Raw genomic sequence first — 13,151 nt, forward strand, 5'->3', positions numbered from 1 at the left:
CATCGGGGCCCGCAGCCAACCAACAGGCTGCAACAAGGCCGGATATAAAGGTGCAGCCCAACCTACGTCACGTCATAGCGCACAAAAGCCTAGCAAACGGGAGGCGTTCATATAAAGTCATATCAATCCGCCATCAGCTAGCGGCCGTTCGGGCGTGTGACGATCCCGCAAGTGATCTGCGCTGGTGTTGAGAAACTATGCAGATTTTGTCGACAGACTAGTGGCAAATTCCGCCTTGGTTTTGTCCGCCTTTCCATAGAAGGACGTCTATACAGAGAAAAGACTCATCCCAAGCAGTCTGTTTGCAGCGTCGTATCTTTGAGGAGCTGCCATGCTTACTCCGAGATTTAAGGATCGGCCGGTCTACTTCACATCAATGCAGGTAGTCGCCGCAGCGATTCTTTTGTGCGCCGCTGCGAGCGGTGTTTACGCATCGAGCCATCGTGAGGCGCCGCTGATTGCGACGATGCCGAAGGTGGATGGCACCGACTTCTACATGTTCAACAGCTATGAGCCGGACCGACGCGGTTATGTGACGCTGATCGCCAACTACTCGCCTTTGGAAGATGCCTACGGCGGCCCGAATTATTTCGCGCTCGACCCCGATGCTCTGTACGAAATACACATCGACAACGTCGGCGACGGCAGCGCGCACCTTACGTTTCAATTTCGTTTCACGAATGCAGTGAATAATGTCGCACTGAACATCGGCGGTAAGCCGGTGGCGATTCCTCTCGTTCAGGCGGGCCCGGTGTCAGCCGGCGATTCATCGAAGCTGAACGTCAACGAAACCTACACGCTCAAAGTATTGCGTGGCGACGATGACGACGATTCTGAGCAAGTGGTCACGGGCCCGGGCGGCATCACGACGTTCACCAAACCAACGGACTTCATAGGGACCAAAACGTTTGGCAGCGTAAGTGGTTATGCCAGCTATGCGCAACAGTATATTTACACGATCCATATTCCGGGGTGCGGGGCTCCAGGTCGCGTTTTTGTGGGCCAGCGCAAGGAGTCGTTTGCGGTGGCGCTCGGCAAGACGTTCGACTTGATTAACCTCAATCCGCTGGGGCCCCGAAACGGTAACCAGAACGATTTGGCCGACAAGAACATCACCTCGATCGCGCTCGAGGTGCCAACCCGATGTCTGGTTGGCGAGCGCGGCTCCCCGGTCATCGGCGGCTGGACGACGTCAAGTATTCGCCAGGAGAGGCTGTTTGCCTTAAATCCAGACAGCGCTAAAAGCACGCCAGAAAGATCAAGGGGGGGCTGGGTGCAAGTTTCCCGGCTCGGGATGCCACTGGTCAACGAACTCGTGATCGGCCTGAAGGACAAGGACAAATTCAATAATTCAAAGCCCGCGAAAGATGGGCAGTTTGCTGAATATGTGACGAATCCCACGCTTCCGGCGCTGATCGAGAGCCTTTTCGCGGCCAAAGCGCCAACAAATTTCCCGCGCCTCGATCTGGTTTTCACGTTCCTTACCGGATTTCAGGGACTCAATCAGCTAAGAACGGTCACTCCTTCCGAAATGTTGCGTTTGAATACGTCTATTCCGCCCACACCCAAGGGCAGTCAGAACAATCTGGGCGTCCTTGCCGGCGACAATGCGGGCTTTCCAAACGGACGGCGGCCAGGGGACGACGTCGTCACGGCATCACTCAGGGTGGTGATGGGCGTGCTGTGCACATTCAATAACCCTGGAATCTTCGGCTGCTCGCCGTCCGACGCCCCAGCCGGAGCGGCGCCGCTGACAGACGGCGTAGCAATCGACGATAGCGTATTCGACAATTCTTTTCCTTATCTGACTACGCCGATCCCCGGTGCGACCAATTGATGACCGAGCAAGCGCAACCAGTATGAGTTGCATCGGATCACGGTGCATCGGGGTTTAACCGTCCGACTCTCAGTTCGCAACAACCCGCATGGCGCGCATAAGATCAAGCGTCCTCAAGGTGCTGGTGCCCGATCGTTCGAACCGGTCCCCGGTCACTAGAAGGGATACCAGTGTGCAGCGCCTTCTGTGCGGAGCGTGTCTCTTCGCTGGGTTGGCGGCCACCTTGGTGGACGCCGCCCCCGTGCGGCCGCGCCAGGACTCACAGGTGCTGGAAACGCTCCCGCCCCGTGCGCACGATCCACTTAATTCGGCCATCGCAAGCCTGCACGCCGCACTGGCCGCGCGCGGCCACAACTTCGACCTTGCGGCCGAGCTCGCGAAGCGCCACCTGGAGCGCTTTCGGCGCGATCAAGACCCGCGCGACCTGGGCCAGGCCGAAGCTGCGATCGAACCGTGGTTGCGACAGCCAAACCCGCCGCCGCGCGCGTTGGTGTTGCGCGCCAGCGTTCGGCAGAGCAATCATTTCTTCGCGAGCGCGCTCGACGATCTGGAACACGCAATTCGCGCCCAGCCCGACAATCCGGATGCCTGGCTGATCCGTGCGAATATCCTGCAAGTTCAAGGCCGCTACTTGGAGGCTAAGCAGAGTTGCGGTCGGCTCATATTGACGAATACCGTCATCGCGGGGATTTGCCTCGCCAATGTAGCGGCAGTCGATGGCAGGGCCGAACAGGCTTATCTCCTTCTGCAACGTCTTGCCGCGCAGGTACCGCCGACAGATACGTTCTACCCCTGGCTGCTGGTAAGTCAAGCCGAAACGGCGGTCTGGACGGGCAGGCAGGAAGATGCCGAACAGTTCTTTCGCAACGCGCTGGCCGCCAATTCGCGCGACGCGTACCTCAAGGCAGCCTGGGCTGACTTTCTGCTCGACCAGAGTCGGCCGAAGGAAGTCCTCGCCCTGTTAGCGGGCGACATGCGCAACGACAACCTGCTCCTTCGCCTGGCGCTCGCAGAGAAACAGGCAGGGTTGAATGCAGATTTGGCGCGCCATGTCGAAGACTTGGGCAGCCGGTTCGCGGCGTCCGCCGAGCGGGGTGATCGCGTGCACCTGCGCGAGGAAGCCATTTTTAATCTGAAACTCCTTAACGACCCGGAAAAAGCGCTAAGCCTGGCCGAGGCCGATTGGCAGGTGCAAAAGGAGGTGGCGGATTGCCGGATTTTGATGGAGGCGGCAATCGCCGCCCGGCAGCCTGCCCGTGCCGCTCCCGCGATGATATGGCTGAAGACCGCACGATTGCGCGCTCCGGTCTTGATGAGACTCGAAGCGCGGCTCGCAAGCATTGTCTTTGGGGCCGGCCTCGCGATGCAGGCGACGCGCAGCGGCTCGTCCGCATGAAACGGTCAGCGTCCGCGTGGCTTGCTCTCCTCATGCTGTGCTGGGCCGCCACGGTGCACGCGCACAAGCCCAGTGACAGTTACTTGACGCTTATAGTCAGCGACAAAACGATTGAGGGCCGATGGGATATCGCACTTCGCGACCTGGATAACCCGCTCGTTCTCGATGCCGACGGGGACGGCACCCTGACGTGGGGCGAGGTCCGGATCCGCGAGGCGGACATTAAGTCGTACGCTTTCACGCGGATCAAGATTACGGGTGACGGGCGTTCGTGCGTGATTCATCCGGGCGACATGCTGATCGACCACCACAGCGACGGCGCGTATGCGGTTCTGGAATTCAATGCGGACTGTCCAGCTCGACCGACCCGGCTCGGGATCGATTACCGTTTATTTGCCGACGTGGACACGCTGCACAAAGGCCTCGTGCACGTTGTGAGCAACGGCGCGACGACAACGGCTATTCTTGGCCTTAGTCATCCGACTGAGATCCTGGACGCACGCGGGAAGGGGTTAGGGCGCATCTTCATCGACTTCGTCGTGGAGGGCATCTGGCACATCTGGCGCGGCGTCGACCATGCCCTATTCCTCTTGTCACTGCTGTTGCCGGCAGCTTGCGTATTGCACGAGAGAAAATGGCACCCTGCCGACTCTCCGGGTGCCGTGACGATTGATGTATTGAAGCTCGTCACCGCGTTCACGGCGGCGCATGCAATCACGCTGTCACTTGCCACGCTGCACGTCGTGGCGTTGCCGTCGCGGTGGGTGGAAGTCGCTATCGCTGTGACGATTCTGCTTTCCGCTCTCAACAATATTTTTCCGCTGGTGCGAATGCGCCGCTGGCTGGTCGCGTTTGCTTTTGGCTTGATCCACGGCTTCGGTTTCGCAAGCGTGCTCACCAGTATGGCCCTCCCGACATCCCATCTGGCGGTAGCGCTTGCCGGCTTCAATATTGGTGTGGAATTGGGGCAGATCACGCTGGTTTTGCTGCTATTACCAATTCTATATATCTATCGCTCAAGTCGTTGGTTTCGCGTGGCTACGCTATATGGCGGATCGACCGCCATCACGGTCTTCGCAACAATGTGGATTTATGAACGAACGACCGGACTGACGGTCCTTGCACTCTAGCGCCCCGACGGCCATGGAGACGGCGGCTTTAGGACAGCAGCAAAGCCCGTTGACTGAAGCTCAGCACAAGAAGACCGATTGCTGCGGTCCAGCTGCCGGCGACGCGCACAGCAACGGCAATCCAGGTGGGCCGTAGCCGAAGCAGGAACGATGTCGCTGCAACCGTGTAGGCCATCAGGATGAAACTCGCGAACACCAAGCCCGCTATGAAATTGCCTGGGCGGATTTGGCCCATGATGACTGACCCGTTTGCGTACCCGTGGGTCAGGCCAAAAACGGCGGCCAGGACCAAAATCAGCCATGACGGAAGCGCGAATGCAGCCGCCACGAGGGATCCCAGCAGCACGGCCGAGGCAATGTTGAACAGAAATATACCGTGCAGATCCGGAATGGAAAGGGCGATGGACGCGCCGGCGGCCAAAGCGGCCGGAAACGCCCAAAGCACGAATTCGCATCGCTTCAGACCGTTCTGTCCCGCCAGAACGCCGAGTGCTAGCATGGGCAACACATGTTCCGGCGACGTCAGCGGATGCAGCATCCCGCCGTAAAAGTCGCCCGCGCCTTGATATACGGCGTGCGCTTCGGCTGACACAACAAACAACAGCAGGATCAGACCGCAAGCCGCTGGCCGGACCAGCCGGTGCAACGTATGCATGCGTCACGCTCCTCGAATCGCAGACGTGAGGAAATACACGCCGCAGCCGGAAATGAGGGCTCCGCCGGTTCTCAGTGCGAAGCTGCCGGCTTTCCAGCGATTGACCGTGCCAATCAGGATGCCAAACGCGTGAAGTGTGCCGGTGGCCGCGACGAAACCGATCGCATAGGTCATCGGATTCGCGGATCCAGGCAATTCCGCGCCGTGCGCGTGTCCATGGCAGATGGCAAAGAGCGCAACCAGCATACCCGCAAACCATAGCGGCGGAGTCAAGGCAAGCGCCACCGCCGCACCGAGCAACAGTGCCGATAACGCAATGCCGAGCTCTATCCCCGGAAGCGAGACTCCCAAGCCACCGAGAACGCCGCCGAAGGCCATGACGATCGGGAATGTGACCGGGAGCACCCAGATCGCGGGCCTCCCCAACTGTGCCCCCCACAATCCGACTGCAACCATTGCGACGACATGATCGAGGCCAGAAATCGGATGTTTGAATCCGGCGAGTAGGCCACCGGATATGTCACCTTGCCCGGTATGCGCGAGTGCGATGACGGGAGCAAGAGACCCGCACCCAAATATCAGTCCCGCATGGAGCGCACGTCGCATGTCGAAAGTCAGCATGATCCTCTCGCGGGCCCACACGTAGCACCGGACTCCGGAGAGATCGGCGCGGACTTCCCGGCCTTTTGTACGCGTCCGTCGGGGCGATTCCAGTCGCCTGCCTTGCGTTCTTCACTATAGGTCGCTTGCAGTGACACAGCAACTCAACGCGCAACTCGTCATTCGTCTACTTCAGCCGACAACATCCGGCGACGCGCGTCACGCATTGTCCGCTTGACCTCCGAAAACGGCCCGTAACACGAAGCGGCACCCAATGACCAAAACGGGTCGACTACGGGCGTACGCCTCGGTAGTCGTTCACCTCTTCCGCACCTGGATATGTGGGCGATGACTCGCCCGAAATAACGGAAAACGACCAGACTGCCGCGCAGCAAAAGGAAATAACTGGACAGGCAACGCGAGAGGCAAGCGTTCGCCGAAGTCAACGGGACTATACTCAGGCGGGGTCGCCGTCGGAAACGCGACGGATGCCATGCAGGCCACTGTTGCCGTGCCCCTGAGAGAGAGACCGCGAGATGTCGGCCGCCTCTCGCGACGCATCCAGCGCGCCGGCATCATCGCCGACATCCATAAGGTGGGCCGACAAGTTGTTGAGGCTCCTAACAAGATCAGGTGCAAAGCGGTCTGGGTTCTCGTGTGCGAGGCGCCTACGGATCTCCACCGCCTCGCGAATCGCATCCAGCGCACCCGCGCCATCGCCCGTGTCTTTGAGGCGGTCCGACAGATTGTGGAGGCTCTTGGCAAGACTGGGCGCAAAGCGGCCCGGATTCTCCTTTGCGAGCGAGCGATAGATGTTGACCGCTTCGGCTATCGCGGCAAGTGCTCCCGCGCTATCGTTCGCATTGCGGAGACAGCTCGCCAGGTTGTGGAATGTGGAGGCGAGATCGCGAGCGAAACGGCCCGGGTCCTGTTTTGCGAGAGGACTATAGATGCTTACCGCCTGACGGATCGCGTCGAGTGCCCCCGCACCGTCGCCGGCATCGCCAAGGCGGAGCGACAGATTGTTGAGGCTCATGGCGAGAGCGGATGCGAAGCGGCCCGGGTCCTCTTTTGCGAGAGGACTATAGATATTCACCGCCTCACGGATCGCGTCCAGTGCCCCCGCGCCGTCGCCGGCATCGCCAAGGCGGACCGACAGATTGTTGAGGCTCATGGCGAGATCGGCTGCAAAGCGGTCCCGGTCATCCTGTACTAGCCGTCGCCGGAGCTTCACCGCCTCGCGTATTGCAGCCAATGCGCCCGGGCCGTCGCCCTCAGTATCAAGACAGTTCGAAAGGGCCTGGAGGCTCGCGGCAAGAGCAGGTACGAAGCCGCCGGGGTTCTCCTGTGCGAGACGCCGCCGGATCTGAACCGATTCGTGGATCGCCGCCAGCGCGCCCGCTCCATCGCCAGCATCCGTGAGGTGGAGCGACAGGTTGTAAAGGCTGGTGGCGAGGTCGGGCGCGAAACGGTCTGGATTCTCCTGTACGAGATGCCACTGGAGCTCCGCCGCCTCGCGGATCGCGGCCAGCGCGCCCGCACCATCCCTGGCATTACGGAGAAGGAGCGACAGGTCGTTAAGGCTCCGGGCTAGATCAGGAGCGAAGCGGCCCGGGTTCTTCTGTGCGAGACGCCGCCGGATCTCCACCGCCTCGCGCATCGCGACCAGTGCGCCGGCGCCATCACCGGCATCGGCCAAGCGGCGCGACACGTTGTGGAGGCTGCTGGCGAGATCGGGCGAAAAGCGGTCTGGGTTCTCCTCTGCGAGAAAACGATGGATGTTCACTACCTCGCGCATCGCGATCAGTGCGCCGGCACTGTCGCCGGCATCGTCGAGGCGGAGCGACAAGTCGTTAAGGCTCACGCTCAGATCAGGAGCGAAGTACCTCGGGTTCTCCTGGGCGAGACGCCGCCGTATCTCCACCGCCTCGCGGATCGCGACCAGCGCGCCTACGCCATCACTAGCTTTGGCCAGGAGGAGCGACAGGTTGTGGAGGCTGCCGGCGAGCTCGGGCGAAAAGCGGTCCGGGTTCTCTTCCGCGAGAAAGCGATAGATTTTCACCGCCTCGCGGATCGCGGCCAGCGCGGCGGCGCCATCGCCGGCATCGCCGACGGAGCGTGAAAGGTTGTTGAGGCTCATGGCGAGATCGGCTGCGAAGCGGCCCGGGTTCTCTTGTGCGAGACGCCGCCGGATCGTCACCGCCTCGCGGATCGCGGCCAGCGCGCCTGCGCCATCGCCAGCATCGTGAAGGCGGACTGACAGATTGTTGAGATTCATGGCGAGATCGGGTGCGAAGCGGCCCGGGTTCTCCTGCACGAGACGCCGCCGGATTTCTACCGCTTTGCGGATCGCGGCCAGTGCGCCTGCGCCATCACCGGCATTGTGAAGGCGGAGCGACAGGTTGTTAAGGCTCATGGCGAGATCGGGTGCAAAGCGGCCCGGGTTCTCCCGCATGAGACGCTGCCGGATCTCTACCGCCTGACGGATCGCGGCCAATGCGCCCACGTCATCGCCGACGTTGCCCAGGAAGGCAGAAAGATTATTGAGACTCATGGCGAGATCGGGTGCGAACTGACTTCCGTTCTCCTGCGCGACAGACTGAAAGATATCTACTGCTTCGCGGGCTAAAGCTACCGCGCCCGCGCGATCACCTGCATCACTGAGACGGACGGACAGGTTGTTGAGGCTCGCAGCAAGACCGGGAGCAAATTGGCGCTGGTCCATCTCTACGAGACGCCGCCGGATTTCTACCGCTTCGCGGATCGCGGCTAGCCCGGGCCCGCCATCGCCGGCGTCGCCGAGGCGATTTGACAGATCGTTGAGAATTTCTGCGCGTTCGGCAGCTGGAAGATCAGCCATACCAAGCAGCGCCTGGCCAACTGCGATACCAACCGGACTTAGCCGGAAGCCGACTGCGTTGGCCTCAAGAAAGCCCCGCCATGCTTTGGCACGTTCAGGTTTCCCCGTGACCGCTTCAACAAGCGAGTCACGCAATATCCGTTCAGCAGGTCCATGCAGAGTAACCATGTCGTGCATACGCCTGCTCAAGAGTTCGATGTGATCCGCTCCGGTTTCAGACAGTGTCGCCCATACCCAGTCAGCGCGACGGTCCTGAGCATCGGTGAGTACCTGTCGCAGCAGTTCGGCTGCAACGATGTCAGGCGCTGGCGATGGAAATCGATTGTCTCTGCACCAGCCCAGCAGACGCACCCCATCGACCACATACTGAGGAGCCGGCAGCCCGATCCCGAGCTCAGGTGCAGCAAGTCGCCGCATCGTTGAAGCGTCGAGGCCGTCAAGCAAAGCCGCGAGCCCGACCAACCGGGAGGCGGCATGCTCTCCCCACCCTGTATTGCGTCCGACTCGATCTAGCTGGGTGCGCTCACGATCGATCAGAGCGGCGACGATGTCTGGCGCTGTCAGGTCGAGCGTCTCGTCAGGCGAGTCCACGAAGTGGACGGCCGCGGCCGTGATCAGCAGGGGTAATGCATAAAGCTCCGGGTTTTGGGAGAGCCAATTGTCGATTGCAGCACCATCGAGCTGTGGCTTGCTGTAGCCACGATGCTGGGCGAGTCGAGAGGCGACACGCTTGAACAAAACCGTCGCTGAGACTGTGGGAAGCGCGCGGATTGCCACCTCATGCGCGTCACAGACGTGTGAAGCACGGGCATCGAGGACGTCTTGTCTCCACTCGTCGAAAGGGCGACGGCTTAACAACAGAATCCGAACCGCCGCGGACGGCTTTTGCCGGTCTTCCCGACCTGCTTCACGAAGCAGACTCCTCACCTGCTCGCGCCATGCTTCGGGATAATCCAATATGACCAATAGCCCCTTGTCAGAAACAGGAAGGGACGCGCCTTGCTCAAGTGCAGAAAAGCCGGCATACCAGCCCTCCGCTTTCAGTCGTTCGGCAAGTTCGGCGGCCAGGCGAGACTTGCCACTGCCTCCGGCACCCACAAGAAACCTGATGCGCAAAGGTTGTCCCGATCGAGCCCAACTGAGGAGTTCGTCGAGTTCGGGACCCCGGCCGATCAGGTCGTCCGCAAGCCTGCACCGCCAGGAGAGTAGATTGAAAACTTCAAAAGGGTCGCCCTGGTTCGGCAAGCCCGATGCCCAGTCCACAATAGGCGGTGGTGATGGCTGCCGGCCGTCGTACACCTGATAAACAAGACCGGAATTCGAACCGACGAAGACGTTCCCAACGATCTTTTCGGAGGACACCGCATAGCTGCCCCAACGAAAAAGGCGGGGGAATTTCATTTGCGAATATCGTGAACCAGTTGAGCCGCCGCGATCAATGCGGCCACGATTCCGATCACCCACGCAACGCGGTCACCGTGCGGGGCAGTCCGGCTTGGACCTTCTTTACCCGATGGCGCGGCCATTTCCGAATAGGTTTGCGTCAGGTGGCCTGATTGGTTCCCGACAACGATGTTTCCCTGGACCTTACTTGCCTTCAGGACGTTCGAGCGCCTCAGTCTTGCAAGTGCGACGACAAAGAAAATCGCTGCAAGGCCGTAGACAAGGAATCGTTCGATAGCCATTGCCCGCTCCAAACGTGCGTCTTGTCGAGAATAGTCGATGGCTGGGTGTAATGCCAGCGTCCGCCCGGAGTTTGCCTCGCCCTCGACAATGCGACCCATTCCGACAGTTGGCTGGGAGTTGCACGGCAACCGGACGCATTCGACCACCGGCGCGCTGATCGTGACACAGAATACGTACCCCCGCGAAGACCTCGTGGAGACCACTTGCGCTACGTGGAAGAGGAATTGGCGGAGCCCACCAGGTGAACCCTTTTGCCGCCTCTATGAAAGGACCGTTTGACCCTGGAAGCGGTCGCAAAGGTGGCGCGGGGTCTTGTGGCTGAGTTGGGTCGGCTAAGGAAGTTCGTCGGTTGACTCGGGCGGGTCGCTGTGAACTTGCGGGTTCAGCCATGTTACCGCTGCCGCCTCGCTCAAAACCGATGCCGCAACCCCGCCAGCACCGCAATCTGACTGTTCCGCCCCGCCCCAGCCGGTCCGAAGAAGTTGATTGCGACGGTGCTCGCATCGCCGGCCAGACGCTGATAGACCATCGACATATGCAGATCGGTGCGCTTCGACAGCAGGTAACTGATGCCGGCGTCCACCTGATGCCATTTCGGCCGCTCGCCGGTTGCAAACGACGTCGCGCCGCTGCCGGTATAGCCATCGCCATCGGTGAAGATGTAGCCGACCCCCGCCATCAGCGCCGGCGTGAAGTAGTAGCGCCCGTTGATCTCGTAGTTGTTGACACGCAGGCTGTGGCCGCCACGATAGTCGAGCAGCGTGTTGGTGAAGATGAAGTTCACGTTTGCAGCGCCGAACGTATAGCCGGCGCCCAGCGCCGAGATCCGCTGACGCTCGACGAAGCCCGCGTTATAGAAGATGCTGGTCGAGCCGCTGTACTCGTCGCCGATCGCGCCGTTCGGATTGTTCCCCGACGCGAGCCCCGCCGACGGATTGTTCAGCTGCAAGTAGCTCGCGACCACATGCAACGGCCCGCGCAGGTAGTCGACCCCGAAGCCGTACGCGCGGTTGTTGGCGAAGCCCTGGCCGGCGTCGCCGCCCGCCTGATTGCTGAACGCGTAGAGCGCGCCGAGCTTCAGACCCGCGAGCGGACTCACCTCGTACTTGACGCTGTTGTTCAGGCGAAACGTCTGGAAACTGTCGTCGACGTCGCCGATGTGCGCGCCGTAGATGCTGCCGAACATCAGCCAGGACATCAGCGGCGCGACGTAGTCGAACGTGTAGTCGTACTGGCGGCCGAGCGTCAGCTTGCCGTACTGCTTACTCGCCAACCCTACGTACGCCTGTCGCCCGAACAGCCGGCCGCCCTGCGACGACGTGCCGTTCAGTCCGCTGAAGCCCGCTTCGAGCTGGAACACGGCGGACAGGCCACCGCCGAGGTCCTCGCGTCCGAGAAAACCGAAGCGGTCGCCGCTGCCCCAGCCGGTCGCCATCGACCAGCGCGAGGTCCCCTGCGCCTTGATCGACGACGCGACCGTATTCGTCCAGGCAATGCCCGTATCGATGATGCCGTACAGCGTGACCGAGCTTTGCGCGTCGGCCGTGAGCGGCGCCGCGAAGGCGCAAACCACCGCAGCAGTGCAGACTGCTGTTTTCATTGTGCTTCTCCGGTTTCGATGTAATTGGGTGATGCGGATGAAAGGCGGCAGCGAGCCTCGTGCGCGACGGTGCGCCGCGCACAGCCGGCCCTGCCGCTGCTGCTGGTCCTACCGCTCGGCCGCGGACAGCGGCGGCTCGGCGGCGCCCGCGAGATCGTGGTCGGCGAGGCCGTCGTCGTGCGCATCGCCGGGCCGGTACATGCGCCCGAGAACGAACATCAGCGCCGCGACGCTGACGACCGGCAGCGCCGCGACCTGGAACAGCTCGCGCACCGGCAGATGTCCGGCGAGCAGCATCCCGCCGATCATCGGGCCCGAGATCGAGCCGATCTTCGCGACGCCGATCGCGGTGCCGGTGCCTTTCGAGCGGAAGCTGGTCGGATAGACGATCGATGCGACCGCATTGAGACCCGCCTGGGTGCCGGCTACGCAGAAGCCGACGCCGAACACGGCGGCGGTCAGCAAAGCCGTATTCAGGTCCATGCCGAGCGCTGCGACGAGCGGAAAGCCGACGAGCGGCAGACAGGTGACGAGCCTCACGCCGTGGCGATCGATGAAGCGCATCAGCACGAGGCCGCCGAGCGTGCCGCCGACCGAGAACAGCGTCGTCATCAGCGCGGCGCGATGCGCGGCGACGCCGGTCGCCTCGATCAGCACGGGTAGCCAGTTCTGCAGGAAGAACAGCGCCATCGAATTGGCGATGTACGCGAGCCACAACGCGGTCGTCACGTAGCGCAGGCGGCCGGCGAACAGCATTCGTGGCGAGAACCTGGCGACGCGGCGCTCGTCGGTCACGACGAACTGCGCGCCGGGCAGCAACGCGAGTTCGGGCCGCACGCGCGCGGCGGTCGCCGCGATGCCGTCGCGGGGCCAGCCTTTCAGCACCTGATAGCGCAGCGACTCCGGCATCACGAACGACAGCCCGGCCGCCACCACGAGCGGCGCGAGCCCACCGACCACGAATACCGCGGGCCAGCCAAAGTGCGGCACGAGCCACACGGCGACGCCGCCGCCGAAGCCCGCGCCGAGCGTGTACCCGGTGAACATCAGCGTGACCCAGGTGGCGCGCAGCCGCTTCGGGGCGAATTCCGACACCAGCACGAACGCATTCGGCACCGCGCCGCCGATGCCGATGCCCGCGGCGAAGCGCAGCCACAGCAGCTGGTCGACACTCGCCGCCCATGCGGTTGCAAGCGTGATGAGCCCGTACCAGCACGCACCGAGCAGGATCGCGCGCTTGCGCCCGATCCGGTCGCCGAGATAGTCGGGTCTGAATAATTCGTTTTGGACGGCGCTTGCCCTCACGGCTGGTATTCGACAGCGATTGAGCGGTTGAGCAAAGCGGCCAGAACAGCGGCGTAAAAAAGCCTCAGCTTCCTGAGGATCA

At 61.8% G+C, this 13,151-nt stretch carries 9 protein-coding genes; 3 read left to right on the forward strand and 6 right to left on the reverse strand.

Going from position 1 to position 13,151, the window contains the following annotated elements:
- Positions 1-331 precede the first annotated feature (331 nt).
- From AB4Y34_RS38835 to AB4Y34_RS38845, 3 genes are all read left to right on the forward strand, one after another.
- Positions 332-1,837, forward strand: a complete 1,506-nt coding sequence (locus AB4Y34_RS38835) for a DUF4331 domain-containing protein (protein ID WP_368719024.1) — start codon at positions 332-334, stop codon at positions 1,835-1,837.
- Positions 1,838-2,102: 265 nt separating this feature from the next.
- Complete coding sequence (locus AB4Y34_RS38840) at positions 2,103-3,233, forward strand: hypothetical protein (protein WP_368719025.1); 1,131 nt, start codon at positions 2,103-2,105, stop codon at positions 3,231-3,233.
- The gene (locus tag AB4Y34_RS38845; protein WP_368719026.1) at positions 3,230-4,363 is read left to right on the forward strand and encodes a HupE/UreJ family protein; all 1,134 of its coding nucleotides are present in this window, start codon (positions 3,230-3,232) and stop codon (positions 4,361-4,363) included. The genes AB4Y34_RS38840 and AB4Y34_RS38845 overlap by 4 nt, the downstream gene beginning before the upstream one ends.
- Before the next feature lie 28 nt (positions 4,364-4,391).
- Here the strand turns inward: AB4Y34_RS38845 and AB4Y34_RS38850 are convergent, their stop codons facing one another.
- The 6 genes from AB4Y34_RS38850 to AB4Y34_RS38875 all read right to left on the reverse strand — a co-directional run bounded on the left by AB4Y34_RS38850 (position 4,392) and on the right by AB4Y34_RS38875 (position 13,069).
- Positions 4,392-5,018 carry a HupE/UreJ family protein gene (locus AB4Y34_RS38850; RefSeq protein WP_368719027.1) on the reverse strand — a complete coding sequence of 209 codons (627 nt, stop codon included), beginning with the start codon at positions 5,016-5,018 and terminating at the stop codon, positions 4,392-4,394.
- A 3-nt stretch (positions 5,019-5,021) separates the two neighbouring features.
- Positions 5,022-5,639 (reverse strand): HupE/UreJ family protein, encoded by a 618-nt coding sequence (locus AB4Y34_RS38855; RefSeq protein WP_368719028.1) that lies wholly within the window; start codon positions 5,637-5,639, stop codon positions 5,022-5,024.
- 436 nt (positions 5,640-6,075) lie between these two features.
- A complete protein-coding gene (locus tag AB4Y34_RS38860) occupies positions 6,076-9,879 on the reverse strand; it encodes a tetratricopeptide repeat protein (RefSeq protein WP_368719029.1) in 3,804 nt (1,267 codons plus the stop codon).
- A complete protein-coding gene (locus AB4Y34_RS38865) occupies positions 9,876-10,163 on the reverse strand; it encodes a hypothetical protein (protein WP_368719030.1) in 288 nt (95 codons plus the stop codon). Before AB4Y34_RS38865 ends, AB4Y34_RS38860 begins: the two co-directional genes overlap by 4 nt.
- A gap of 410 nt (positions 10,164-10,573) precedes the next feature.
- Complete coding sequence (locus AB4Y34_RS38870; RefSeq protein ID WP_368719031.1) at positions 10,574-11,764, reverse strand: porin; 1,191 nt, start codon at positions 11,762-11,764, stop codon at positions 10,574-10,576.
- A gap of 108 nt (positions 11,765-11,872) precedes the next feature.
- On the reverse strand, positions 11,873-13,069 hold the full coding sequence (locus AB4Y34_RS38875; protein WP_368719032.1) for an MFS transporter: 1,197 nt from the start codon (positions 13,067-13,069) through the stop codon (positions 11,873-11,875).
- Between the last annotated feature and the right edge of the window lie 82 nt (positions 13,070-13,151).

Source organism: Paraburkholderia sp. BR10954, assembly GCF_040965775.1.
Classification (GTDB): domain Bacteria; phylum Pseudomonadota; class Gammaproteobacteria; order Burkholderiales; family Burkholderiaceae; genus Paraburkholderia; species Paraburkholderia youngii.

Coding starts and splice junctions, on each gene's coding strand:
- AB4Y34_RS38835 (WP_368719024.1), top strand. CDS start 332: ATGCTTACTCCGAGATTTAAGGATCGGCCGGTCTACTTCACATCAATG.
- AB4Y34_RS38845 (WP_368719026.1), top strand. CDS start 3,230: ATGAAACGGTCAGCGTCCGCGTGGCTTGCTCTCCTCATGCTGTGCTGG.
- AB4Y34_RS38850 (WP_368719027.1), bottom strand. CDS start 5,018: ATGCATACGTTGCACCGGCTGGTCCGGCCAGCGGCTTGCGGTCTGATC.
- AB4Y34_RS38855 (WP_368719028.1), bottom strand. CDS start 5,639: ATGCTGACTTTCGACATGCGACGTGCGCTCCATGCGGGACTGATATTT.
- AB4Y34_RS38860 (WP_368719029.1), bottom strand. CDS start 9,879: ATGAAATTCCCCCGCCTTTTTCGTTGGGGCAGCTATGCGGTGTCCTCC.
- AB4Y34_RS38865 (WP_368719030.1), bottom strand. CDS start 10,163: ATGGCTATCGAACGATTCCTTGTCTACGGCCTTGCAGCGATTTTCTTT.
- AB4Y34_RS38870 (WP_368719031.1), bottom strand. CDS start 11,764: ATGAAAACAGCAGTCTGCACTGCTGCGGTGGTTTGCGCCTTCGCGGCG.